The sequence below is a fragment of the Halomonas sp. 1513 genome (assembly GCA_001971685.1).
Classification (GTDB): Bacteria; Pseudomonadota; Gammaproteobacteria; order Pseudomonadales; family Halomonadaceae; genus Franzmannia.
In genome coordinates, this window is the sequence record CP019326.1 from 1,948,905 (window position 1) to 1,973,563 (window position 24,659).

20 protein-coding genes are annotated in these 24,659 nt (G+C 66.6%); 16 read left to right on the forward strand and 4 right to left on the reverse strand.

Annotated features, from left to right (window positions below; translation table 11 throughout):
- The first annotated feature begins 9 nt into the window (after window positions 1-9).
- The 16 genes from BWR19_08700 (at window position 10) to BWR19_08775 (ending at window position 20,435) form a co-directional block, all read left to right on the forward strand.
- On the forward strand, window positions 10-2,100 hold the full coding sequence (locus BWR19_08700) for a chemotaxis protein CheA (protein ID APX92998.1): 2,091 nt from the start codon (window positions 10-12) through the stop codon (window positions 2,098-2,100).
- Window positions 2,097-2,594, forward strand: a complete 498-nt coding sequence (locus BWR19_08705) for a chemotaxis protein CheW (protein APX92999.1) — start codon at window positions 2,097-2,099, stop codon at window positions 2,592-2,594. The genes BWR19_08700 and BWR19_08705 overlap by 4 nt, the downstream gene beginning before the upstream one ends.
- 144 nt (window positions 2,595-2,738) lie before the next feature.
- The gene (locus BWR19_08710; protein APX93000.1) at window positions 2,739-4,427 is read left to right on the forward strand and encodes a methyl-accepting chemotaxis protein; all 1,689 of its coding nucleotides are present in this window, start codon (window positions 2,739-2,741) and stop codon (window positions 4,425-4,427) included.
- A gap of 43 nt (window positions 4,428-4,470) precedes the next feature.
- A complete protein-coding gene (locus BWR19_08715; protein APX93001.1) occupies window positions 4,471-6,687 on the forward strand; it encodes a chemotaxis protein in 2,217 nt (738 codons plus the stop codon).
- 59 nt (window positions 6,688-6,746) lie between these two features.
- Window positions 6,747-7,565: a chemotaxis protein CheR gene (locus BWR19_08720; protein APX94965.1), complete on the forward strand. Its 819-nt coding sequence runs from the start codon at window positions 6,747-6,749 to the stop codon at window positions 7,563-7,565.
- Window positions 7,566-7,660: 95 nt separating this feature from the next.
- Window positions 7,661-8,722: a chemotaxis response regulator protein-glutamate methylesterase gene (locus BWR19_08725; GenBank protein ID APX93002.1), complete on the forward strand. Its 1,062-nt coding sequence runs from the start codon at window positions 7,661-7,663 to the stop codon at window positions 8,720-8,722.
- An 83-nt stretch (window positions 8,723-8,805) separates the two neighbouring features.
- Window positions 8,806-10,512, forward strand: a complete 1,707-nt coding sequence (locus tag BWR19_08730; GenBank protein APX93003.1) for a methyl-accepting chemotaxis protein — start codon at window positions 8,806-8,808, stop codon at window positions 10,510-10,512.
- Between the two features lie 82 nt (window positions 10,513-10,594).
- Complete coding sequence (locus tag BWR19_08735) at window positions 10,595-10,984, forward strand: two-component system response regulator (GenBank protein ID APX93004.1); 390 nt, start codon at window positions 10,595-10,597, stop codon at window positions 10,982-10,984.
- A 55-nt stretch (window positions 10,985-11,039) separates the two neighbouring features.
- Window positions 11,040-11,729 carry a protein phosphatase CheZ gene (locus BWR19_08740; protein APX93005.1) on the forward strand — a complete coding sequence of 230 codons (690 nt, stop codon included), beginning with the start codon at window positions 11,040-11,042 and terminating at the stop codon, window positions 11,727-11,729.
- Between the two features lie 152 nt (window positions 11,730-11,881).
- Entirely contained in the window at window positions 11,882-13,066 is a 1,185-nt protein-coding gene (locus tag BWR19_08745; protein APX93006.1) for a flagellar biosynthesis protein FlhB, read from the forward strand.
- Entirely contained in the window at window positions 13,063-15,147 is a 2,085-nt protein-coding gene (locus BWR19_08750; protein APX93007.1) for a flagellar biosynthesis protein FlhA, read from the forward strand. The genes BWR19_08745 and BWR19_08750 overlap by 4 nt, the downstream gene beginning before the upstream one ends.
- A 49-nt stretch (window positions 15,148-15,196) precedes the next feature.
- Window positions 15,197-17,512: a flagellar biosynthesis protein FlhF gene (locus BWR19_08755; protein ID APX93008.1), complete on the forward strand. Its 2,316-nt coding sequence runs from the start codon at window positions 15,197-15,199 to the stop codon at window positions 17,510-17,512.
- 1 nt (window position 17,513) lies between these two features.
- The gene (locus tag BWR19_08760; protein APX93009.1) at window positions 17,514-18,041 is read left to right on the forward strand and encodes a hypothetical protein; all 528 of its coding nucleotides are present in this window, start codon (window positions 17,514-17,516) and stop codon (window positions 18,039-18,041) included.
- Window positions 18,038-18,481 carry a hypothetical protein gene (locus BWR19_08765; protein APX93010.1) on the forward strand — a complete coding sequence of 148 codons (444 nt, stop codon included), beginning with the start codon at window positions 18,038-18,040 and terminating at the stop codon, window positions 18,479-18,481. Before BWR19_08760 ends, BWR19_08765 begins: the two co-directional genes overlap by 4 nt.
- A gap of 109 nt (window positions 18,482-18,590) precedes the next feature.
- A complete protein-coding gene (gene fliA, locus BWR19_08770) occupies window positions 18,591-19,286 on the forward strand; it encodes an RNA polymerase sigma factor FliA (protein ID APX93011.1) in 696 nt (231 codons plus the stop codon).
- Window positions 19,287-19,469: 183 nt separating this feature from the next.
- Window positions 19,470-20,435 carry a hypothetical protein gene (locus BWR19_08775; GenBank protein APX93012.1) on the forward strand — a complete coding sequence of 322 codons (966 nt, stop codon included), beginning with the start codon at window positions 19,470-19,472 and terminating at the stop codon, window positions 20,433-20,435.
- Between the two features lie 12 nt (window positions 20,436-20,447).
- Here BWR19_08775 and BWR19_08780 read toward each other — a convergent pair whose 3' ends face one another.
- The 4 genes from BWR19_08780 to BWR19_08795 form a co-directional block, all read right to left on the reverse strand.
- Window positions 20,448-21,737 (reverse strand): hypothetical protein, encoded by a 1,290-nt coding sequence (locus BWR19_08780; GenBank protein ID APX93013.1) that lies wholly within the window; start codon window positions 21,735-21,737, stop codon window positions 20,448-20,450.
- 175 nt (window positions 21,738-21,912) lie between these two features.
- Window positions 21,913-23,229, reverse strand: coding sequence for an ATP-dependent RNA helicase RhlE (locus tag BWR19_08785; GenBank protein ID APX93014.1), 1,317 nt, complete (start codon window positions 23,227-23,229; stop codon window positions 21,913-21,915).
- A 209-nt stretch (window positions 23,230-23,438) separates the two neighbouring features.
- The gene (locus tag BWR19_08790; protein ID APX93015.1) at window positions 23,439-23,918 is read right to left on the reverse strand and encodes a hypothetical protein; all 480 of its coding nucleotides are present in this window, start codon (window positions 23,916-23,918) and stop codon (window positions 23,439-23,441) included.
- Window positions 23,919-23,973: 55 nt separating this feature from the next.
- Complete coding sequence (locus tag BWR19_08795; protein ID APX94966.1) at window positions 23,974-24,564, reverse strand: hypothetical protein; 591 nt, start codon at window positions 24,562-24,564, stop codon at window positions 23,974-23,976.
- Between the last annotated feature and the right edge of the window lie 95 nt (window positions 24,565-24,659).

Consider the following 24,659-nt stretch of genomic DNA (forward strand, 5'->3'; position numbering starts at 1 on the left):
GGAATGCGCATGGATATCACCGACTTTTACGACACGTTTTTCGAAGAGGCCGAAGAGCTTCTCGGCGATATGGAGCGGCACCTGCTGGAGCTGGATCTCGACGATCCCGACGCCGAGCAGCTCAATGCCATCTTCCGAGCCGCTCACTCGATCAAGGGCGGCGCCGGCACCTTCGGCTTCGATGTGCTGCAGCACACCACCCACCTGTTCGAGAACATCCTGGATTACACCCGTCGTGGCGAGCTGGCGCTGCGCCGCGACATCGTCGACACCTTTCTGGAAACCAAGGATATGCTGCACGACCAGCTCGATGCCTACCGCAACGGCCAGCAGCCCGACGCCGAGGCCTATGCGCGAATCTGCCAGACCCTACAGCAGATGGCGCTCGACGAGATGGGCGTGGCGGTCGACGAGGGCGCACCGGCCCCCGCTGCCAAGCCCCAACCCGACCCTGAGCCGCAACCCGAGTCGTCAGCGGCCGATGACGGCGGCGCTGCGCTCGAGGTGGCGCTGATCAAGGTCGCCGACAAGGATCGCGAGCTGTTGGTCGAAGAGCTGGGGCAGCTCGGCGAGGTGCTGTCCCAGCGCCGCGACGGTGAACGCTACCTGGTGACGCTCGAGACCAACGCCAGTGCCGACGATATCGAGGCGGTGATGTGCTTTATCATCGACGCCGACCAGATCGAGGTGCGCGCGCTGCCGGCCGCGCAGCAGGACGCCGGAGAGGCTCAGGCCGAGCACAGCGCATCGGCTGCCGAGCCGCTAGCTGCCGAGCCGCCAGTGCCGGCGACCACGGCATCCAAGGCCGTTGCCGCCCAGGCGCCGAGCGGCAAGCCCAAGGCCAAGGCGGCCGGCGGCGAGTCGACCTCGATTCGCGTGCCGGTGGACAAGGTCGACCAGATCATCAATCTGGTCGGCGAGCTGATCATCACCCAGTCGATGCTCGACCAGACCGCCAGCGAGCTCGACGGCGTGGCCCACGGCGCGATGGTCAATGGCATGAGCCTGCTGCAGCGCAATGCGCGGGACCTGCAGGAGGCGGTGATGTCGATCCGCATGGTGCCCATGGACTACGTGTTCAGTCGCTTCCCGCGACTGGTGCGCGATCTGGCCGCCAAGCTCGACAAGGACGTGGAACTGGTCACCGAAGGCAAGTCCACCGAACTCGACAAGAGTCTTACCGAGCGCATCATCGATCCGCTGACCCACCTGGTGCGCAACAGCCTCGACCACGGCATCGAGACCCCCGACAAGCGCGAAGCCGCGGGCAAGCCACGCACCGGGCGGCTGACGCTCTCTGCCCAGCACCAGGGCGGCAACATCCTGATCGAAGTGATCGACGACGGCGCCGGCCTCAACCGCGACAAGCTGTTGACCAAGGCCCGCGAGAACGGCCTCAGCGTCTCCGACAGCATGAGCGACGACGAGGTTTGGCAACTGATCTTCGCGCCGGGCTTCTCCACCGCCCAGGAAGTCAGCGACGTCTCCGGGCGCGGGGTGGGCATGGACGTGGTCAAGCGCAACATCCAGGGCATGGGCGGCCACGTCGAGATCCTCTCGCGCCCCGGCGAGGGCACCACCACGCGCATCGTGCTGCCGCTGACCCTGGCGATCCTCGACGGCATGTCGATCAAGGTCGGCGAAGAGATCTTCATCCTGCCGCTGGGGGCGGTGCTCGAGTCGCTGCAGCCCACCGAGGAGGAGCTCTACGCCATGGCCGGCGACGACATCCTGCTCAAGGTGCGCGACGAATACCTGCCGGTGATCGCCGTGCACGAAGTGCTCGACGTCGCCAATGCGCGCACCAAGCTCACCGAGTCGATTGCGGTGATCGTGCAGGGCGAAGGGCGCCGCTATGCGCTGCTGGTGGACGACCTGGTCGGCCAGCAGCAGGTGGTGGTCAAGAACCTTGAAACCAACTATCGCAAGGTGCCCGGCGTTTCTGCGGCGACCATTCTCGGCGACGGTAGCGTCGCGCTGATCCTGGATATCGCCGACATGCATCGCCTGAGTCGAACCAAGAAAGAGGCACGTCACGCCTCGCGCTTTCCCTCGGGCGTCAACGCGCCCGTGCCTTTCAAGGAGGTAGAACCGTCATGACCAGCAACCTCAACGCCGCCAATGTCGCTGCCGCCGAGGCCCACAGCCGCGAATTTCTGGTCTTCTCGCTGGGCGAGGAGGAGTACGCGGTGGATATCCTCAAGGTGCAGGAGATCCGTGGCTACGAGAACGTCACGCGGATCGCCAATGCCCCGGATTTCATCAAGGGCGTGACCAATCTGCGCGGCGTGATCGTGCCGATCGTCGACCTGCGCATCAAGTTCCATCTCGACAGCGTCGAGTACGGCGGCCAGACCGTGGTCATCGTGGTCAACGTCGGCGAGCGCGTGGTCGGCATCGTGGTCGACGGCGTCTCCGATGTGATGAGCCTGACGCCGGAGCAGATCAAGCCGGCACCCGAGTTTGGTGTGACCCTGTCGTCGGACTATCTCAGCGGCCTGGGGAGTCTCGAGGATCGCATGCTGGTGCTGGTCGACATCGAGAAGCTGCTGACCAGTGAAGAGATGGCGCTGGTCGATCACGTCGCCGAATAGGCGCCGTGACGTCCTGACGCTGCCGTCACCACAACGATAACAAAGCGAAAGACCCTACGACCCGGGGAGCCGCCGGCCACTACGCTGCCGCGCGGATGATTTTCTGGTGAAAGCCTGCTTTCACCGCGTTGAGAGAGAGATGTCGTGAAGCTTCTGGACAATATGACAGTACGCGTGAGCTGGGGCCTGGTGCTGGCCATGTTTGCGCTGCTGGTGGTACTGCTGAGCGGACTTGGGCTGTATGCCGTCAATCATGGCCAGGGTGCCATGGCGACCTTCAACCAGGTCAATGTCGACCAGCAGTCGACGCTCAATCGTGCCAATTCACAGCTGTTGTCCGCGCGTTTGGCGATGGCCGACGTGGGCGATGCGCTGGAGTTCGCCTCCGGCCGCCGCGAGGTCGACGCGGCTCGCGAGCGAGCGACCGGCATGGCCGTCGAGCTCGAGCGCGTCGATGCCACCTTCAGCGAGTTCCTGGCGCTGCCGGCCCGCGAGGAGCATGCCGCCTTGATCGCCGATGTCGAGACCAGCTATCGGGCATTGATGGAGGAGGGGCTGCGCCCCCAGCAGTCGGCGCTGGCCGGCAACGACGTCGCGGCGTATCTCGACCTTCAGGCCGACAGCAATCGCCTGACCGAGCGATTCTATGCCGATTCGGTGGCGTTCTTTCATACCGCCGAGGCGGAAGGGGCAGCGCTCTACGACGGCTTCTACCAGATCGCTGACCTGGTCAAGTACGCCATCATCGCAGTGCTGCTGGTCTCTGCGGCGACCATCGTGGTCGTGTTGTGGGGCGTGACCGTCAATGTGATTCGTCCGCTCAAACGGGTGGTGGCGCACTTCGAGCAGATGGCCAAGGGCGACCTGTCGGCGGCCATCGAACGGCGCGGCAACAACGAGATCGGCCAGCTGTTTGCCTCGCTCAAGCATATGCAGGAAGGGCTCTCGACCACGGTCAGCAGCGTGCGCAGCAGCAGCCAGTCGATCTTCGTCGGTGCTCAGGAGATCGCTCAGGGCAACAACGATCTCTCGGCGCGTACCGAGCAGCAGGCCGCGTCCATCGAGGAGACCGCCTCGAGCATGGAGCAGTTGACCGCGACCGTCAGCCAGAACGCCGACAATGCCCGCCAGGCCAGCCAACTGGCCAGCACCGCCTCGCAGACCGCCAGCCGCGGTGGCGAAGTGGTGGGCGACGTGGTCAGCACCATGCGCGAGATCAGCGACAGTTCGCATCAGGTCACCGAGATCATCAAGGTGATCGACTCGATCGCCTTCCAGACCAATATCCTCGCGCTCAATGCCTCGGTAGAGGCGGCGCGGGCCGGCGAGCAGGGCCGTGGCTTCGCGGTGGTGGCCGGCGAGGTGCGCAACCTGGCCGGGCGCAGCGGCGACGCGGCCAGCGAGATCCGCAAGCTGATCGAGGCATCGGTGAACAAGGTCGAGGCGGGTACCGCGCTGGTCGACCAGGCCGGCAAGACCATGGACGAGATCGTCGCTTCGGTGCACAAGGTCACCGACATCATGGACGAGATCGCCTCGGCCTCCCAGGAGCAGAGCAACGGCATCGGCCAGGTCAATCAGGCGATCACCCAGCTCGACCAGGTAACCCAGCAGAACGCCGCGCTGGTGCAGCAGGCGGCAGGTGCCGCCAGCGAGCTGGAGCTCGAATCGAGCCGCCTGCGCGAAGCGGTGGCAGCCTTCCGCTTGGCTCAGGGCGCCGAGCAGGCCAGCGGCGCCCGCTTGGAAAAGTCGCGGCCGGCGCTCGGCGCGCCCCGCCAGGCAGCGTCAGCGCCGGCAAGCCGTCAGCCTGAGGCCGAGTGGGAAACCTTCTGAGTATCGTCCGCTATCATCGTCGAGGCAGTTCCAGGGGAATAGAATGAAGAATAATCAGCCAGTTACGCAGCGTGAATTCGTGCTCGACGATGAGCACTTCCTGATTTCGCGAACCGATCTCAAGGGCCGGATCAGCTATGCCAACCCGGCGTTTATCGAGGTCAGCGGCTTTACCCATGAAGAGCTGATCGGTGCCCCCCACAATCTGGTGCGTCACCCGGACATGCCCCCCGAGGCGTTTGCCAACCTCTGGCAGACCCTGCAGGAGGGCGAGACCTGGCGCGGGTTGGTCAAGAACCGTCGCAAGAACGGTGATCACTACTGGGTCGATGCCAACGTCACGCCGATCGTCGAGAACGGCGAGGTGGCGGGTTTCACCTCGGTGCGGGTCAAGGCGAGCCGCGAGGCCATCGAGGCCGCCGAGGCCGCCTATCGCCAGATTCGTCAGGGTGAGGGCAAGCATCTGACCCTGGAGCGCGGCAAGCTGCGCCGGCGCGGCCTGGTCGGCCTGGCATCAAAGGTCAACCTGCGCACCATGCGCGCCCGTATGACCACCATGGTGGTGGTGGCAGTGGCGCTGCTGGTGGTCAGCGGGAGCCTGGGGCTCTACGGGCTGCAGGTCTCCGGTGAGCGCCTGCAGACCCTCAACCGGGACGGGCTCGAGGACGTGGCACGCCTGCAGCAGGTCGACCAGTTGCTGACCCAGGCGAGGCAGTCGATGGATAGGCCAATCAACGATGCCATGGGTGCCGATGTAGCGGCATTGCGTCAAAACGCCGAGGCGGCGGTTGAAACGATTGAACAAGTATGGGCCGATTTCATTGTGCGTGAGGTCAACCAGACCCCTGAGGTTGCAGAGTTTGATGAACGCTTGAATCAGGTCTTGCACGACGGTTTGTTGATGTCAGTCCAGCATCTAGAGGCACGTGATTTCTATCAAGCCCATACCGCCCATAACACCGTTAGCCATGAGATCGGCCAAACATTGAGCGGTGATATCAATGCGCTGATCGATGACAAGCGTTCTGACGCCCAAATCTTGGCCGCCGAGGCCGAGGCGGGCCAGCAACTGATGCTGGTGGCCCAGGCCGGGGTGCTGCTGGCCGGACTGCTGCTGCTGATCGGCATGGGCATGATGACCATTCGTGCGGTGGTCAGGCCGCTGCGCGAGGCGATGAACTTCACGCTGCAGATCGCCGGCGGCAACCTTGCCGCCGAAGTGCCGGCACGCCGCAACGATGAGGTGGGACGGCTGCTCGGCGCCTTGGACACCATGCGCAAGAGCCTGGGCAGCATCGTTGGCGACGTCAACCAGGGCGTCAAGGTCGTGACCCCGGCGGCACGCGATATCGCCAGCGGTAACGAGGATCTCTCGTCGCGCACCGAGCAGCAGGCCGCCTCGCTGCAGCAGACCGCCTCGAGCATGGAGGAGATGACTGCCACGGTGCGCCAGAATGCCGACAACGCGCGCCAGGCCAGCGGCCTGGCGGTGGAGAATGCCGACAGCGTGCGCAACACCGGCGAAGTGATGAACGACGTGGTCGAGACCATGCAGCGCATCACCGAGAGCTCGCGCAAGATGAGCGAGATCATCGGCGTGATCGATTCGATCGCCTTTCAGACCAATATCCTGGCGCTCAACGCCTCGGTGGAGGCGGCGCGGGCCGGCGAGCAGGGCCGTGGCTTTGCGGTGGTGGCCGGCGAAGTGCGCAGCCTGGCCGGGCGCAGCGCCGATGCCGCCCGCGAGATTCGCCAGCTTATCGACGGCTCCAACGCCGAAATCGACAGCGGCGCCAAGCTGGTCAAGCGCGCCGAGACCTCGATCGGCGAGGTGGTGGCCTCGGCGACCCGGGTCAACGACATCATGGGCGAAATCACCGCCGCCTCGGAAGAGCAGAGCGGGGGCATCACCCAGATCAATCAGGCCATCGCGCAGATGGATGAGGTGACCCAGCAGAACGCCGCCCGGGTCCAGGCCTCGGCGCGGGCTGCCGCCGAGCTCGAAAGCCAGGCGCTGATGCTGGCCAATGCGGTGGCTGCCTTCCGCCTGCGCGGCGCCGGCATGGAGCAGGTGCAGCGCGCCGAAGCGACGATCGCCTCGCTGCAGCATCAGGAGCAGCGCGTTGAGGCCCGCGCCAAACGGGTCAGCCAGCGCATGACGCGCATCGATGACGCCGAGCCGCATGACCCCCAGGCGCACCGTAAACCCGCCGCCAAGGCGACGAAGCCGGCCACCGCCGATGAGTGGGAGGAATTTTGAGCAGACAGCCGCCGGGACAGGAGGCCAGCGGATCCGGCTGGTCCTCCGCCAGCAGCCTGCTGGAGCGCGATCTGGAGCTGACCGACAGCGACTTTACGCGTATCCGCCAGCTGATCTACGAGCGTGCCGGTATCGTACTCGCCGAGCACAAGCGCGAGATGGTCTACAGCCGCCTTGCCAAGCGACTGCGCCACCATGGCTTGACGCGCTTCGGTGACTACCTGGCACGCCTCGAGCGTCAGCCGGCGGCCAAGGAGTGGGAGGCCTTCACCAACGCCTTGACCACCAACCTCACCGCCTTCTTCCGCGAAGCCCACCACTTCCCGCTGCTGGCCGAGCACGTCGCACGCCAGAGCGGCCCGGTGCGGGTATGGAGCGCCGCCGCCTCCACCGGCGAGGAGCCCTATTCGATTGCCATGTGCCTGACCGAGGCGCTGGGGGCGCGCGCCAAGGAGGCGCGGGTGGTGGCGACCGATATCGATACCGATGCGCTGGCCCGCGCCCGGGCCGGTATCTATCCCATGGAGCAGGTACGCAAGCTCGAGGAGTCGCGGGTCAAGCGCTTCTTCCTCAAGGGCGGCGGCGAGCGGGCGGGGTTCGCCAAGGTGCGCCCCGAGTTGACCGAGATGGTGGCGTTCGAGTCGCTCAACCTGCTGGCGCCGAACTGGGCGGTGAAGGGGCCTTTCGACGCCATCTTCTGCCGCAACGTGATGATCTATTTCGACAAGGCGACCCAGGCCAAGATACTGGCGCGTTTTGCGCCGCTGTTGAAGCCCGATGGCCTGCTGTTCGCCGGTCATTCCGAGAATTTTTCCTACATCAGCGAGGCGTTCCGGCTGCGCGGCCAGACCGTCTATGTGCTGACCCCGAAACGTTGAACGTGCCGCTAAAGTCTCGCCGTTTTGCGCCGATATCTCATGCATGACGCCTCGTCAGGCGAGGCAGTGGCTCGTTGTTGTAAAGGAGGTCTGCCTTGAGTGCAGCCAAGATCAAGGTGCTGTGTGTCGATGACTCGGCGCTGATTCGCGATCTGCTCAGCGAGATCATCAATGAGCATGACGATATGGAAGTGGTCGCGGTGGCGCCCGATCCGCTCGCCGCGCGCGATCTGATCAAGCAGCACAACCCCGATGTGCTGACCCTCGACGTCGAGATGCCGCGCATGGATGGCCTGGACTTTCTCGAGCGCCTGATGCGCTTGCGGCCGATGCCGGTACTGATGGTCTCGTCGCTGACCCAGGCCGGCTCCGAGGTCACGCTCAGGGCCCTCGAGCTGGGCGCGGTGGACTTCGTGGCCAAGCCGGCGCTGGGGATCCGTAGCGGGATGCTAGAGTATGCGGAGCTGATCGCCGACAAGATTCGTGCCGCGGCGCGCTCGCGTCCGCGCCAGGCCCGGCGCAGCGATGCGCCGGCCCCCAAGGCCCTCAAGGCGCCGCTGATCACCAGCGAGAAGCTGCTGATCATCGGTGCCTCGACCGGCGGTACCGAGGCGATTCGCCAGGTGCTCGAGCCGCTACCCGCCAACAGCCCGGCGATTCTGATCACTCAGCACATGCCCGGGGGCTTTACCCGCTCGTTTGCCGAGCGCCTCGACAAGCTGTGTCGGATCACCGTCAAGGAAGCCCAGGACGGCGAGCGAGTACTGCCAGGGCACGCCTATATTGCCCCGGGCGACCAGCATCTGGAGCTGGTGCGCAGCGGCGCCAACTACGTGGCGCGCCTCAACGACGGTCCGCCGGTCAATCGCCACCGCCCCTCGGTTGACGTGCTGTTCGACTCGGCGGCCAAGCACGCCGGGCGCAATGCCATTGGCGTGCTGCTCACCGGTATGGGCAAGGACGGTGCCAGGGGGCTCTTGACAATGCGGCAGGCGGGGGCGGTGACGCTGGCCCAGGACGAGGCCAGCTGCGTGGTGTTCGGTATGCCCCGGGAGGCCATCGCGCTGGGCGGAGCCAGCGAGGTGGTCAGCCTGGATGAGATCGCCCCGCGGCTGATGGCGCTGGTGGCGGCGTCGGGTCGGGCGCAGCGCGTGTAGATGCTCCGAGAAACTGCCGTAAGCAACGCCAATCCGTTGGATGGCGGGCGGGGTTAAAAAATTACCATTAAGGATACGCCGGGATGATGGGACTACTTCGCAACCTCAAGATCAGCTTGCTGGTAAATGTGGTATTGGCTGCCTTTATCGTGATGTTTGGCGCGCTGCTGGTGCTCAGCTCGCTGGCGTCACGCAGCGCCAACCAGACCATCGAGCTGCAGACGCAGATCAGCGATCACCAGCTCAACGAGTTCAACCGCGCCGAAGCGCTCCTCAACCAGGGGCGGGTCAATCTCGAGTCGGGCCTGGGGCATATGATGGTCGGTCGCATGGGCGAGGCGCGTGAGGCCGGCGAGGCGGCTGAAGGGTTCCTGGACCGTGCCCAGACGCGTTTCCAGAGCTTCGTCGATAGCCCGAAAACGCCCCAGGGTGAGGCGCTGGCCGAGCCGGTCGTCGAACACTTTGCCACCTTGATGGATATGGCCCGAGAGCAGGTCGTGACCCTGGATCAGATGGATACCAGCGGCTTTGCCCGGGTGCGCTCCGATATGCAGGAGCCCGGCGAGCAGTTGGCCGAGGCCTCGGCGGCCTTCGTCAGCCATGCGGGGAGTCGCGTGACAGAACAGCGCGCCGCCTACGACCGCCAGGCGCAGCTCTTTTCCTGGCTCGCGCTTGGCATGCTGGCGCTGGTGGTAGTGCTGGTGATCGCCCTGTTCGTGGTGCTGCGCGCCCTGCTGGTGCAGCCGCTAGGCCGGGCGGTGGAGAGCCTGGAGCGGATTGCCGAGGCAGACCTCTCGGAGGAGATCCAGGTCAAAGGACGCAACGAGATCGGTCAGCTGTTCAACGCCATGCGCAATATGCAGCAGAGCCTGATGCGCATCGTCGGCGACGTGCGCCAGAGCAGCAACTCGATCCACGTCGGCACCCGCGAGATCGCCACGGGCAACGCCGACCTCTCCTCGCGCACCGAGCAGCAGGCCGCGTCGCTCGAGGAGACCGCCACCAGCATGGAAGAGCTGACCGCGACCGTGAAGCAGAATGCCGACAACGCGCGCCAGGCCAGCGGGCTGGCCCTGGATGCCTCGAGCACCGCTAGCCGCGGCGGCGAGGTGGTCGACCGGGTGATTACCACCATGCACGGTATCTCCGGCAGCTCGCAGAAGATCGCCGATATCACCGGGGTGATCGATTCGATCGCCTTCCAGACCAATATCCTGGCGCTCAATGCCTCGGTGGAGGCGGCGCGGGCCGGCGAGCAGGGCCGCGGTTTTGCGGTGGTGGCCGGCGAGGTGCGCAACCTGGCGGGGCGCAGCGCGGATGCCGCCAAGGAGATCAAGACCCTGATCGAGAGCTCGGTGTCCCAGGTACAGGAAGGCTCGACGCTGGTCGAACAGGCCGGCGAGACCATGCAGGAGGTGGTCGCCGCGGTCAAGCGCGTCACCGACATCATGGATGAGATCTCGGCCGCCTCTCAGGAGCAGAGCGATGGCATCGAGCAGGTCAGCCAGGCCGTCAGCCAGATGGACGAGGTGACGCAGCAGAACGCCGCCCTCGTACAGCAGGCGGCGGCCGCGGCCGTCTCGCTGGAGGATCAGGCTAACCGGCTCGAGCAGGCAGTCGCGGTATTCCGCCTGCACGGCGCCGCGCAGCATGAGGCCCTGCCGCAGGCGGAAGGCGGCGCGCGGCGCGAGGCGCCCGCCCAGTTGGCCCGCCCGCCCGCAGAAACACCGGCGCCGGCCGCTCGCAAACGCCGCGAGCCGGTGACCGAGGATGACTGGGAAGAATTCTGAACGCGTCGCCCGCGACGTAACGCCCCTAGCGGGCCGGCCGCGCCGGCCCTGATCGACCGCCATGACGTAACGAGGAACACCGATGGCCGACAAGAACATGAGTATTCTGGTGGTGGACGACTTTCCGACCATGCGCCGCATCGTGCGTAGCCTGCTCAAGGAGCTGGGCTTCACCAACGTGGAAGAGGCCGAGGACGGCCAGGATGGACTGGCCAAGTTGCGCAGCGGCAACTTCGAGTTCGTGGTGTCGGACTGGAACATGCCCAATCTCGATGGCCTGGAGATGCTTAAGCAGATCCGCGCCGATGACGCCCTCAAGGACCTGCCGGTGCTGATGGTGACCGCCGAGGCCAAGAAAGAGAACATCATCGCTGCCGCCCAGGCCGGCGCCAACGGCTATGTGGTCAAGCCGTTCACCGCCGCGACCCTCGAAGAGAAGCTCAACAAGATCTTCGAGAAGCTGGGCATGTGAGCAGGCTGATTTCACTCATCGATGGCCAACAGCCGGCCTCAAGGAGATGACGATTATGAGCGATGCACAGCGTGCGTCTGCCCAGGGGGCGGCCGGCGGCGACGACCTGGTTCACCGCATTGGCCACCTGACGCGTATGCTGCGCGAGAGCATGCGCGAGCTGGGCCTCGACAAGGAGATCGAGCGCGCCGCCGAGGCGATTCCCGATGCTCGTGACCGCTTGAGCTACGTGGCGTCGATGACCGAGCAGGCCGCCGACCGCGCGCTCAATGCCATCGATCGCGCCCAACCCATCCAGGATACGCTGGGCAGTGAGGCCGAGGCGCTCGACAAGCAGTGGCAGGCGTGGTTCGAGAACCCCATGGAGCTCGACGAGGCCAAGGCGCTGGTTCAGGAGACCCGCAGCTATCTGGGCAAGGTGCCGGCCCAGACCCAGGCCACCAGCGCCGAGCTGATGGAAATCATGATGGCCCAGGATTTCCAGGACCTCACCGGCCAGGTCATCAAGAAGATGATGGAGGTGATCCGCGAGATCGAGCATCAGCTGGTGCAGGTGCTGCTCGACAGCGTGCCCGAAGGCGAGGAGCGCGAGAAGATGCAGCGCCGCGCCGAGGGCCAGTGGCAAGCGGACGCCAAGAAGCGTGAGGAGTCGCTGCTCAACGGACCGCAGATCAAGCCCGAGGGCGCCGATGTGGTCAGTTCCCAGGACCAGGTCGACGACCTGCTCGACGAGCTGGGGTTCTAGCCTCTCCGTCAGTACGCCCTTGCCCAATGCCGACAGCGCGGTAGTCGTGAATAACGCCACGATTGCCGCGCTGTTTGGCGTATCACCCTTGCCTCCCTTTCCCGACAATGGCCAGCGTCCACCCCTCAGCCTCGTGAAGACGCCCACGCGCCATGGCCGAACAGAGCAGCGATCAGGAAAAGACCGAAGAAGCCACGCCGCGACGCCTGCAGAAGGCCCGCGACGATGGCCAGGTTGCGCGTTCCCGTGAGTTGACCACCTTCATGCTGCTGCTGGGCGGGGTGATAGGGCTCTACACCATGGGCGCGATGCTCTACGACCAGTTGGGCCTGGCCATGGAGCAGGCGTTCCTGTTCGAGCGCCGGCACGCCTTCGAAGTGATGCCGATGCTGACGCATATCTTCAACATCGGCCAGCACACCCTGCTGACCATGCTGCCACTGTTCCTGCTGCTGATGGTGGTGGCGCTGGTGGCGCCGGCACTGCTCGGCGGCTGGCTGATCTCCGCCAAGTCGCTCAAGCCGCAGCTGTCGAAGCTCAATCCGCTCAAGGGGCTCAAGCGGATGTTCGGTGTCCAGGCGGTGATCGAGCTGCTCAAGGCGATCGCCAAGTCGCTGCTGGTGGGAGGCGTGGCCTTGACCTTCCTGTATACCAACCGCGGTCGCTACCTGAGCCTGATGGACATGCCGATCCAGCAGGCGCTGGCCAGCGCCATGCAGCTGGCGGCACTGGCCTGCGGGCTGATCGTCCTGGCGCTGGTGGTGGTGATCCTGATCGACGTGCCTTACCAGCTGTGGAGCCACGCCAAGAAGCTGCGCATGAGCAAGGAAGAGGTCAAGCGTGAGCACAAGGAGTCGGAGGGTGACCCGCACCTCAAGGCGCGGATTCGCTCGCAGCAGCAGTCGATGGCGCGCAATCGCATGATGAGCAAAGTCCCCGAAGCGGACGTGATCGTCACCAACCCGACCCACTACGCGGTGGCGCTGAGCTACGACGATGGCCTGATGTCGGCGCCGCGGGTGGTGGCCAAGGGCGCCGACATGGTGGCTGCCAGAATCCGCGAGATGGGCGAAGCGCACGGCGTGCCGCTGCTCGAGGCGCCGCCGCTGGCCCGCGCGCTCTACCACCACGTCGACCTCGACCGCGAGATCCCCGCAGCGCTGTATACCGCGGTGGCCGAGGTCCTGGCCTGGGCCTTCCGCCTCAAGCGCGCCCAGGACGGCGTGGAGGCGATGCCCGAGACGCCCACTGACCTGGCGGTCCCGGCCGAACTCGATGCCAAGGCGCCTAACGCCGCGGCGTCTGGAGAGAATGATGCAACCGAGGAGCCTCGATGAGAGCGCTGACTGATCTGCTGGGCCGTCGCGACTGGATGGGCGACGTGCGCATGAAACTGCTGGCCGGCCCGATCCTGATCCTCATGATCCTGTCGATGATGATCCTGCCGCTGCCGCCGTTCGCACTGGACATGTTCTTCACCTTCAATATCGCGCTGGCGGTGATGGTGCTGCTGGTCAGCATGTTTACCCAGAAACCCCTCGACTTCGCCGCCTTTCCGGCGATTCTGCTGTTCACCACGCTGCTGCGGCTGTCGCTGAACGTCGCCTCGACCCGGGTGATCCTGATGGAAGGGCACAGCGGCGGCGACTCGGCGGGCAAGGTCATCGAGGCGTTCGGCCAGTTCCTGGTCGGTGGCAACTTCGCGGTGGGCCTGGTGGTGTTCCTGATCCTGATCGTCATCAATTTCATGGTCATCACCAAGGGCGCCGGGCGCATTGCCGAGGTAGGGGCGCGCTTCATGCTCGACGCCATGCCCGGCAAGCAGATGGCCATCGATGCCGACCTCAACGCCGGCCTGATCGGCGAGGACGATGCGCGCAAGCGGCGCGCTGAGGTGGCCCAGGAGGCCGACTTCTACGGCTCGATGGACGGTGCCAGCAAGTTCGTGCGTGGCGACGCCATGGCCGGCCTGGTGATCATGGTGGTCAATATCATCGGTGGCCTGCTGATCGGCATGCTGCAGCACGGCATGGACTTCGGCAGCGCGGCGCGCACCTATACCCTGATGACCATCGGCGATGGCCTGGTGGCGCAGATCCCGGCGCTGGTGATCTCCACCGCGGCGGGCGTGACGGTGTCGCGGGTCAACACCGATGAAGACGTCGGCCAGCAGATGATCAGCCAGCTGTTCGTCAATCCCCAGGTACTGATCCTGTCGGCCTGCGTAATGGGCTTGCTGGGCATGGTGCCGGGGATGCCCAACTTCGTGTTCCTGTTCTTCACCGCGCTGCTGGGCAGCTTGGCCTGGTGGCTGATGCGCCGCGAGGAGAGCGCCATCGCCGAGCAGGAGATCAGCGCGGCACCGCCGCCGGCGCCCGAGGCGCCAGAGGCCAGTTGGGACGATGTCCAACTGGTCGATACGTTGGGCCTGGAGGTCGGCCACCGGCTGATTCCGCTGGTCGACCATCGCCAGCAGGGCGAGCTGCTGGGACGGATCAAGAGCGTGCGCAAGAAATTCGCCCAGGACGTCGGCTTCCTGCCGGCGGTGGTGCATATCCGCGACAACCTGGAGCTGGGGCCCAATACCTACGTGATCTCGCTCAAGGGCGTGGAAGTGGGCCGCGGCGACGCCTTCCCGGGCAAGTGGCTGGCCATCGACCCGGGGCAGGTGTCGGGGCACGTCGAGGGTACCGAAACCACCGATCCGGCCTTTGGCCTGCCGGCGGTATGGATCGATACGGCGCAGCGCGAGCACGCTCAGGTCTACGGCTATACCGTGGTCGATGCCGGCACCGTGGTGGCCACCCATCTCAATCACCTGCTGCACCGCCACGCCAGCGAGATGCTGGGCCGCGGCGAGGTGCAGCAGCTGCTCGACAAGCTCGGCGAGGACAACAAGGCGCTGGTCGAGGACGTGGTGCCCAAGGCGATCACCCTCACCACCCTGCAGCGACTGCTGCAGAACCTGCTCGACGAGGAGGTGTCGATCCGCGACATGCGCACCATCCTCGACACCCTGGCCGAGCACGCCGGCCCGCAGAGCGATGCGGCGAGCCTCACCGAGGTGGTGCGCGTGGCGCTGGGCCGCTCGATCACCCAGCAGTGGTTCCCCGGTGGCGAGGAGCTGCACGTGATCGGACTGGATGCCAACCTCGAGCAGGTGCTGATGCAGGCCATGAACAACGGCGGTGCACTCGAGCCGGGGCTCGCCGATACCCTGATGCGCGAGGCCGAGGAGGCGCTCAGCCGTCAGGAAATGGCCGGCGAGCCGCCGGTGCTGGTGGTGCAGCACAGCCTGCGCGCGGTGCTGTCGCGCTTCCTGCGGCGTCGACTTCGTCATCTGGTGGTGCTGTCCCAGGCCGAGATTCCCGATGACCGCACCCTGCGTGTGACCAGTACGGTAGGGGCGCGCGGATGAGCCGGCGCCTTGAATCTGCCATTGAATTCCAGCCTGTGAGGGGCGTGCGATGAGTGTTCAACGTTTTCTCGGCGTCAACAGCCGTGAGGCCATGCGCCAGGTGCGTGCTGCGCTGGGCGACGACGCCCTGATTCTTTCCAATCGCAACGTCGACGGCGGCGTGGAGGTCCTCGCCCTGGCCGACGATGCCCATGGCCGCATGACGGCATCGACGCCTGCCGAGGCGGCGTCGCCGGTGCCCGGGTTGCGCTCGCCCGCCGATGCCTCGCGCCAGGCTCAAGCCTATGCCAGCCAGGCGGCGGTGCGCCGGCCGCCGTCAACGCCTCAGCACCACACCGAGCCGTCGCCGGCGGCCGAGGCGCCGGCAGCGGCGCAGCCCGACTTTGCTGCGCTCAGCGCACGACTGCTCGGCGAAATGCAGGAGATGCGCGACATGCTGGGGCGCCAGCAGCGTGACCAGCGCGGCGACCGCGATCCTCTGACGCGGCTGCACCAGCGGCTGTGGTCGGCGGGGGTCGGTCCCCGCCTGTCCGCCGAGCTGCTCGCCGAGCTGCCGCCCGAACTGGCGTCGGCGGCTGATACGCAGGCGCAGGATGCCTGGCTGGGCCGCCAGCTTGCTGCACGGCTCAGCACGCCCGGCGACGAGGCGGCGCTGCTGGATGCGGGAGGCATCATCGCGCTGGTCGGCCCGACCGGCGTCGGCAAGACCACCACCACCGCCAAGCTGGCGGCGCGCTATGTGATGCGCCATGGCAGTGAAGGCGTGGCGCTGGTGACCACCGACAGCTACCGCATCGGCGCCCACGAGCAGCTGCGCATCTATGCCCGGCTGCTGGGCGTCGAGGTGCATGCCCAGGACGCCGATGCGCCCCTCGACGAGACCCTGGCACGGCTCGCCGACAAGCGGCTGGTGATCATCGACACCGTGGGCATGAGCCAGCGCGACCAGCGCCTGGTGCACCAGATCGAGCAGCTCTCCGCTAGCGGGCGCCGGGTGCGGCTGCTGCTGCTGCTCAACGCCGCTAGCCACGGCGACACCCTGGAGGACGTGATTCTCAGCTACCGCCAGGCGGCGCGGGCGGCCAACAATCGCCTCGACGACTGCATCCTCACCAAGCGCGATGAAGCGGCGCGACTCGGGCCGCTGCTGGACAGCGTGATTCGCCACGGGCTGCGTCTGCACTATGTCTCCCACGGCCAGCAGGTACCTGAGGACCTCAGCCTGGCCGAGGCCGGGGCACTGGTGGACGATGCCTTGACGGTCGAGGGCGATTCGCCCTTTACGCCGGAGTTCAGCGCCCTGCGCGAACCGTTGGCGAGCGGCCAGAAACGTCTTACGGCGCTGTCGCGGGGACTACTGGGGCAGGGGCGTGCCCTGCGCGCGGCACTCGATGCTCTGCATGCCCACCAGCCTGGCTTCGCGCTGGTGGAGGCGGCCTGGCAGCTGGCCGCTGAGCCGTTGGCGCGTCAGCGCCACGCGCTCGAAGGGCTGCATGCGGCTCAGCTGACGGTGGCTCGCGAGGCCGGTGAAAGCAGCGCCCTGACCCTGCTGTGGGGCACCCAGCGAGTCAACGGCTGCGACTGGCGGCTGCCGTGCGGGGCGGTCACTGGGCAGGGCCAACTGCTGGCCGGCGGCTGGCAGGCCCAGCGACTGCCGGCCGGCGACGCCGAGCGACTCGAGTGGAGTGCTCAGCAGCTCGGCCCCCAGGCCCACGTGATGGGCTCGCTTCCGGCACCCGATGCGCTGGCCTGGCTGAGCGCCTGGCAGCAACCGTGGTTGGCGGCGGCCAAGCCCAATCAGCGGGTGCTGGTCGACGACCGGCGGGTGGCCGTTGCGGAGCTGGCGACGCTGGCGACGCTGCACGACGAACTGGCGTGCCGTCACCAGGGCCGGCGGTTGACGCTTGCCCTGCAGCAGGTGTCGGTGGGCTATGCTCCCCGGCGTGGCAGCGAGACGGCGATGCCGCTGTCGCTGTTCACCGCCACGCCGGTCGACCGCGACAGCGGCAAGCGCCTGGCACAGCGCTACTGGTTGGCGCCCCAGCCGCATGAGGCGCGCCCCGCGGGGCTGATCGCCCAGCAGCTGCTGCTCAGCGAGATGCCGGGTATGACGCGCCGCGCCTGGCAGGGGCTGGCCGATGCCGGCCTCGATGGCATGGACGTCGAGCTGCGCCTGCAGCTCGCCCACGGGCTGGCCAGCGTGGCCTTGAACCTGGCCGCTGACGACGGCGACTGGGCGATGGACGTGCGCGCACAGCTGCTCGCCCTGCTCGGCAGCCAGCGCAGCCGCCAGGCGGCGACCCTGCTCGATGCCCTGATTCATCTGTTCACGGCGCGGGATGTGTTCCGCGAGGTGGCCGCCTGAGATGTCGAGCACGCCGTTCAGGGACCAGGCTGCAGGCCTGCGACAGTGGGCCGGTGAGCACGCCGAGACGTCACCCTCTGCGGATACCCCAAGCCGTGCGCCGGCGCCGTGCGCTGATTCGTCGCCGGCGTCTGCCCCGCAGCGCACGCTGATGGTGGTGGGGATGCCCGATGCTGACACCGCCCGGGTCTATCGCTTGCTCGAGGAGTGGCGGCGCCTGGGCCAGGCCTGGGTCGGTGATGCCAGCGCCTGGCGGGTGGTGGCGCTTGCCGAGGACAGCCCCCACCTCATGACCCTGGCGACCCAGCAAACGCGCTGGGCGCTGTGGGTCGACAGCGACCCGGATGCCTTCCGCCGCAGCTATCGCCTGCTCAGGCGGCTGGCGGAGCGCGGCGGTCCGAGTGGCCTGCTGGTGCTGCATCCGCGGCCGCGCAGCGCGCGCGGCCTGCTCAACAACCTGCGCCAGGCTGCCGCCGAGTTCCTCGGGATTCGCCTGCTGATGGTGCGTCACCCGGAGCCGTCCTCATGAGCGCCCGGCGATCCTGCTGGGGGCTGCTGGCACTCCTGCTTGTCTGCGTCTCCGAGGCAGCGGCGGGGCCTGCGCCGGTGTCGGGCAGTTGGGTGGCCCAGGCCGAGGGCGTGCGGGTGGCTGTGCCCGGTCGCGATACCCAGAGTCAGGCGCTGGTTGGCGCCGTGCCGCCCGGGGCCCAGGTCGCAGGCGTTGCCTGGCAGTACAGCGTGCCGCCGGGCGCGCAGCTGGACGCCTGGCTATGCCATCCCCAGCGCTGTGTGCGTCTCAACGCCCCGCGCGGGCGCAGCGAGTCGCTGGCGGGGCTGTCGGCGGACGCGCAGCTACGCTTCCGCTTCCGGCTGGCGCAGGGGCGGCCGGTGCAGGTGAGCGGGTTGCAGGTGATCGTTGACCATCGTCGTGCTGGCGAGCCAAAGGCGCAAAAAACCCTCGGCCATTGAGGCTATTCACGGCATGGCGCTGGTTGTCGACGCGCGATAATGCCAGCGTGATGCAATTGCCCAACGGGCATGATCCGATTTCCAGGTGACTGAGGCCGCAACGACAGCGATGTATACGGCAAAGGGCAAGATCGACCAAGGCGCACTGCTCGAGCAGTACCTGCCGCTGGTGCGCCGCCAGGCGCTGGCGCTGCAGGTCAAACTGCCGGCCAGCGTCGAACTCGACGACCTGATCCAGGCCGGCATGGTAGGGCTGCTCGACTGCTTGAACCGTTTCGATGCGGGGCAGGGCGCGAGCTTCACCACCTATGCCAGCCAGCGTATTCGCGGTGCGATGATCGACGAGCTGCGTAGCCGTGACTGGGTGCCACGCAGCGTGCGCCGCAACGCGCGGGCACTGGACGAAGCCATGCGCCGCACCGAGCAGCGCCTGGGGCGTGCCGCCGACGAGCAGGAGATCGCCGACGAGCTGGGCATCGAGCTTGCCGAGTACCATCAGCAGCTGGCCGATGCCAACGGCGGCCAATTGCTGCCCTACGAGGAGTTGGTAGCGGAAGGCGTCGAGCCGGGCAGCGGTGAGGGCGCTCCACCGTCGCCGTTCGCCGCACTGGTAGACGGCGAGCAGCGCCAGCGGCTGGTAGACGCCATCGAGCTGCTGCCCGAGCGCGAAAAATTGCTGCTCGGGCTCTACTACCAGGAAGAGCTCAACCTCAAGGAGATCGGCGCGGTCCTGGGAGTCAGCGAGTCGCGGGTCTGCCAGCTACATAGTCAGGCGGTGACCCGGCTGCGCGCACGCTTGACCTAGCGGGTACGCCACGGCTGAGACGCTCCCCGCGCGGCATGTCGTCGACCACTATTTTTCCTCCGTGAAGCGCCAGCTGGCTGGGTGCCTGCCGCATCAATGGTAGGCTGTGAGATGGAGTGCTGCATTCAGCCGCTATCTTTACCAGAGCGCTGCGCTCTGGCGCTGTCCAGGAGGGACTGCCTTATGCGCGTCTTTGCCAACCCGGTCGGTCCCGGGTCTCTGTGGTTCGATAACCTCGCCACTGCCACCGGCACGCCCGTCGCCTATGACCCGCAGGCCAGGGCCATGATTACCATGCCGCCGTTCTGCGCCAACCGCGATGTTATTGGCTGCAATTGGATCGCCCCCAAGCAGGGGGCGTTCTGTCGCGCCTGCGCCATGACCGCGCTGGCCCCGGATCCCGCGATTCCCGATGCCATGCCCCACTGGGCCAAGACCGAGGCCGCCAAGCGCTGGGTGCTGGATAACCTGGGTCGCTGGAACTGGTTCCGCCCGGAGGACCCCGGCGCGCCGCCGGTGTTCTACATGCTGGCCGAGGGGCCGACGCCGGTTGCCATGGGGCACGCGGGGGGCGTGGTGACCATCAGCGTGGCGGAAGCGGATCCGGTGCTGCGCGCGACCCGCCGTGAGGCCCTCGAAGAGCCGTATCGAACCATGATCGGCCATATGCGCCATGAAATTTCGCACATGCTGTGGTGGCGTCTCAGCCTGCGCGAAGATTTTCTCGATGCCTTCCGCGAGATGTTCGGCGACGAGCGCGAGGATTACGCCGAGGCCCTGCAGCGGCACTATGTCAATGGACCGCCGGCGGGATGGCGCTCTAGCTACGTCAGCACCTATGCCTCCGCGCACCCACACGAGGACTGGGCCGAAACCGCTGCCCATCTGCTGCACCTCACCGATATCGCCGATAGCTTCGTTGCCGCCGGGCTGTCCTCCAACGAGCTGCCCTACCACGGCTGGGATCCCTACATGGAGGCGGATGCCGAACGCTTGATTCATGTCGCGACTCACCAGGTCCTGGCGGTTAATCACATCAATCGTGCGATGGGGCTGTCGGATCTTTATCCCTTCGTGCTTTCCGAAACAACGCGCCGCAAGTTGGTCTTCATGCACGATTGGCTGCGTCGCGGTGCTCAGGGGCTATAACCGCTTTATCCGCTAGCTGTCGTCCTGCAGGCTGTTCATCAGTGCCTGGGTCTCCTGCACGGCCCCCAGATAGGCGGCACGCAGCTGGGCATTGGGGGGGAGCGCTTGACGAGCCTGCTCGCTCTCATCGAGGGCGTCGAACGCCTGATAGTCGCGTGCGATGGTCAGAATCGCCCCGAGCTGGCCGCTGCCGTCGCGAATGGCGGCGGTAATCGCCGCGTTGAGTTCGACCTCAGCGAGCAGGTCGGCCATGTCGACCCCCAGCATGGTGTCCATCAACGAAAATAGCCCGGTGGTAAAGGCGTCTTCCGCGTCGAGCTGTGAGAAGGGCGCGGCGAGGTGCTTGCACATGGTGGCACGGGTCAGGGCGTGCTTGAGGGTGAGGCGCGAGACCGGACCGTTCTGCGCCAGCATCACCGTGGCCACCAGCGTGCGCAGTTCGTTGATGCCGAGCACCTGGAGGCTGCGGCGCAGGCTGCTGCCGCCGCTCTGGGCATAGTAGCTGGAGTTGGCACGCTTGATGACGATCAAATAGAGGTGCGGATCCTGGGCGATCATATCGGCCAGACGGTCGATATTGACCATCTCGCGGTAGAGTTCGCGGATCAGCTTGATCTGAATGCTGGGATTGCTTCGGCGACTCGCGGTGGGCGGCGCGACGTTACTCGGTTGGGCGAAGAAGAAGCCCTGCAACAGTGTGCAGCCGGCTTGCTTGGCCGTCTCGACGTCCTCGCGGGTCTCGAGGCGCTGGGCCAGCAGCTGGCAGTCGGCGGCGCCAAAGGCCTCGAGCTGCGCGGCGGGGATGGCATCATCCAGGCGCAGCTTGATGATATCGGCCAGGCTGCTCAGCGCAGCGACATCGCCCTGCAGTACCGCGCTGGCATCCAGGGCCAGGCGATAGCCACGCTGCTTGATCAGCACCAGGGCTTCCATCAGGTCGTCGAGGAGGGTGCCGTCGTCGAGCACCTCGATGACCACATTGTCGGACGGAAACGGCAGCAGTTCCGGGCGCTCGAGCCACTCCCGCGAGACCTTGAGGAACAGCAGTCGATCGCCGATCAGCTTATCGAGTCCGATCTCGTAGATGGCCATGCTGCTGGCACGCGCGGTGGCCAGCAGTGGATCGCCGACGCTGGTTTGGGCGTCGCTGGCGCTGGCCCGGTAGAGCAGCTCATCGCCGACGTGCTGGAAGTCGGCATCGCATATCGGCTGCAGCGCAATGCAGTAGCCGTCATCGGAGTTGGCGCCGCTGGCGCTGATTGGAGGAGTGTCGCTGCTTGATAGCACGGTGGTTCCCTGCATTCGATCCTGGCGGACCCTGGGGGCGGGCTATGATGCCTCGTTCTCATCCCGGGGGTATGGCTAGGATAGTACTCGCCGCCGTCGGCACTGACAATTTAGCAGCAGCGCCACGGGCGGATGGCTAACGAAAATGGCCACCCCTGGGGGTGGCCATTCGTGGAGTGGCGCATCACGCTCAGGCCTGCTTGGAGCGGCCACCGCGGCGCCGGCGCGGTGCGCGGGCGTCGTCGCTACTGCGGCGCGGCTGGTCGCTGCGGTTGCCGCTGGCACGCTGGCCGCCGGCGTTGCCTCGGCCACCGCCGCCGCTGCGCTTCTGCTGGCCGCGACGACCGTTCTCGATCGGCTCGGGCTTGGCGTTGGGATCGGGTTCGAAGCCGGGCTCAATGTGCTTCTCGAGATCGCGCTTGATCAGCCGCTCGATGCCCTTGAGCAGGCCGTGCTCGTCGACACACACCAGCGATACCGCCTTGCCTTCACTGCCGGCACGGCCGGTACGGCCGATACGGTGCACGTAGTCCTCGGCGACATTGGGCAGCTCGAAGTTGACCACGTGGGGCAGCTCGCTGATGTCCAGGCCGCGGGCGGCGATATCGGTGGCGACCAGCACCTGCAGGTCACCCGCCTTGAACGAGGCCAGCGCCTTGGTGCGCGCCGACTGGCTCTTGTTGCCATGGATCGCCATGGCCGGAATGTCCTGCTTGGAGAGCTGCTCGGCCAGGCGGTTGGCGCCGTGCTTGGTGCGCGTGAAGACCAGTACCTGGTACCACTTTTGCGTGCTGATCAGGTGCGCCAGAAGCTCACGCTTCTTCTCGCGATCGACCTTGTAGACGGCTTGGTCGACCAGCTCGGCGGTGGTGTTGCGGCGCGCCACCTCGATCATGGTGGGGTTGTCGAGCAGACCGCCGGCCAGGCGCTGGATTTCGTCGGAGAAGGTCGCCGAGAACAGCAGGTTCTGGCGCTTCTGCGGCAGCACGCGCAGGATCTTCTTGATGTCGTGGATGAAGCCCATATCGAGCATGCGGTCGGCTTCGTCGAGCACCAGGGTCTCGACCTGGGAGAGGTCGATGTGCTTCTGCTGGTGCAGGTCGAGCAGTCGGCCGGGGGTGGCCACCAGGATATCCAGGCCGCCGCGAATGGCGTCGACCTGGGGCTGCTGGCCGACGCCGCCGAAGATCACGTGCGAGCGCAGCTTGAGGTAGCGGCCGTAACCGGTAACGTTCTCGCCGATCTGTGCGGCCAGCTCACGGGTCGGGGTCAGCACCAGGGCGCGGATCTGGCGCGGCTTGGGGCGCGGGCCGTCGGCCAGGCGCTGCAGCAGCGGCAGGGTGAAGCCGGCGGTCTTGCCGGTACCGGTCTGGGCGCTGGCGAGAAGGTCGCCACCCTGGAGTACCGCAGGGATCGCCTTTAGCTGGATCGGGGTAGGGGTGGTATAGCCCTGTTCGTCGACAGCGCGCAGCAGTTCGGCCCGCAGGCCGAGGTCGGAAAAGCTCATGCAAACTCCGGATAGCACGACGTGACCGCTCGCCTCTGTATCAGGTGAGAGGCGTGAGTCCCGGGGCACGACGTGAAAAAAATCGATGACAGGTGCGGCAAGAGGGGACCGTAAAGTGCCGCAGCGCAATATGATGACAGACATCGCCCCCTCTTGCACTCTTCTTCGGCCTGTCCCCGGCGCCCTTCGCTTAGGGGCAGTTGCATCCTTTACTGACTAAGACCGGCCTGGAGGCGTGCCAGGGTGGCGTTGGTAATGCCTGGGATGGCCTCGAGCTGTTCGCGGGACAGCGCACGCAGTGCCTCGACGCTGGTCACGCCGGCCAGCAGCAGGCGCCTGGCGGTCACCGTACCGACGCCATCCACGGCGGTCAGCGGTGCCGCGTGGGCGTCGAGGAAGGCGTGCTGCTGGTCGTCGCTCAGGCCATCGCAGGCGCCCTGCCGGTAGAGCATCAGCGCCAGCCCGGCCATCCCTTGGCGAATCCGTGCCAGCGGCGGCAGCTGGATGTCGGGGTGCGTCTCGGTCAGAGCCTCGAGGGCGACGATATCTTCGAGTGCCTGGCCCAGCAGCGCACGCTTCTCGGTGGCATCCTGGCTGTCGATGGCCTGGGTGAGTGCATGCTCGACACGTTCGGCGCGGTCCTTGAGGTCGAGGGCCAGGGCATGCCGCTGTTGCTGCTGATCGTCCATGTCATGATTCCTGTGCGGGATGAAGGCGTGGGTCGTCAGACGCTCTTACGTCAGCCTAGCGCAATTCGCGCAGGCGGTCGGCCAACTGGTCGGCCACGGCGTCCCAGCTGTGGCCCAGGGCGCGCACCAGTGCCGGATAGCCATCGGCATCGAGGGTGGTGCTCGCCGAGAACGGCTCCAGGGCGATGACCTCGCCGCTGGCATCGCGCAGCTGCCACTCGCCGCGGGCAATGGCCCGGCCGTCGTGCCGGCCCTGGAAGTGGGTGACGTCGAGGCGCAGCTCGTAAGCCCCGTCACGACGGCTATCGTCCCCCAGTACCTGGGTGTCGGGAAGGCGCTCGGCGAGACGCTGGCGCAAGCCGCGCTGCAGCTGGCGCGGCAGGTCCTCGGCCCACAGATGCTGGCGGGCGCGGTTGAGGGTGATGTCGTCGAGCTGCATGACGATGCCCTCGGCGTCGAGGTAGTCGGTGACCCGCACCCGCGATACCACCAAGCGCTCGGCGGGTGCCTCGCCGCGGCTGAGCGGGCTGGGCTGGGCGCCCTCCGGCAGGCTGTAGCGCTGGGCGCCGTTGCCGCCACCGCTGGCGCAGCCGGTCAGCAGGGCAAGAAGCAGCAGGACGGCGATAGCCCGCCAGCGGCATGGGATGAAACGGTTGCGTGAACGAAACGTCGACACGTGGCGATCTCCCTGTCAGGCGGCACGGCCGGAGCCGTGCCGGTGGGCGCTATGATGGTCTATCG

Excerpts from the sequence above, each read along its gene's own strand:
- BWR19_08700 (APX92998.1), top strand. The coding sequence starts at position 10 with ATGGATATCACCGACTTTTACGACACGTTTTTCGAAGAGGCCGAAGAG.
- BWR19_08705 (APX92999.1), top strand. The coding sequence starts at position 2,097 with ATGACCAGCAACCTCAACGCCGCCAATGTCGCTGCCGCCGAGGCCCAC.
- BWR19_08715 (APX93001.1), top strand. The coding sequence starts at position 4,471 with ATGAAGAATAATCAGCCAGTTACGCAGCGTGAATTCGTGCTCGACGAT.
- BWR19_08730 (APX93003.1), top strand. The coding sequence starts at position 8,806 with ATGATGGGACTACTTCGCAACCTCAAGATCAGCTTGCTGGTAAATGTG.
- BWR19_08735 (APX93004.1), top strand. The coding sequence starts at position 10,595 with ATGGCCGACAAGAACATGAGTATTCTGGTGGTGGACGACTTTCCGACC.
- BWR19_08740 (APX93005.1), top strand. The coding sequence starts at position 11,040 with ATGAGCGATGCACAGCGTGCGTCTGCCCAGGGGGCGGCCGGCGGCGAC.
- BWR19_08745 (APX93006.1), top strand. The coding sequence starts at position 11,882 with ATGGCCGAACAGAGCAGCGATCAGGAAAAGACCGAAGAAGCCACGCCG.
- BWR19_08750 (APX93007.1), top strand. The coding sequence starts at position 13,063 with ATGAGAGCGCTGACTGATCTGCTGGGCCGTCGCGACTGGATGGGCGAC.
- BWR19_08755 (APX93008.1), top strand. The coding sequence starts at position 15,197 with ATGAGTGTTCAACGTTTTCTCGGCGTCAACAGCCGTGAGGCCATGCGC.
- BWR19_08760 (APX93009.1), top strand. The coding sequence starts at position 17,514 with ATGTCGAGCACGCCGTTCAGGGACCAGGCTGCAGGCCTGCGACAGTGG.
- BWR19_08765 (APX93010.1), top strand. The coding sequence starts at position 18,038 with ATGAGCGCCCGGCGATCCTGCTGGGGGCTGCTGGCACTCCTGCTTGTC.
- fliA (APX93011.1), top strand. The coding sequence starts at position 18,591 with ATGTATACGGCAAAGGGCAAGATCGACCAAGGCGCACTGCTCGAGCAG.
- BWR19_08775 (APX93012.1), top strand. The coding sequence starts at position 19,470 with ATGCGCGTCTTTGCCAACCCGGTCGGTCCCGGGTCTCTGTGGTTCGAT.
- BWR19_08780 (APX93013.1), bottom strand. The coding sequence starts at position 21,737 with ATGCAGGGAACCACCGTGCTATCAAGCAGCGACACTCCTCCAATCAGC.
- BWR19_08785 (APX93014.1), bottom strand. The coding sequence starts at position 23,229 with ATGAGCTTTTCCGACCTCGGCCTGCGGGCCGAACTGCTGCGCGCTGTC.
- BWR19_08790 (APX93015.1), bottom strand. The coding sequence starts at position 23,918 with ATGGACGATCAGCAGCAACAGCGGCATGCCCTGGCCCTCGACCTCAAG.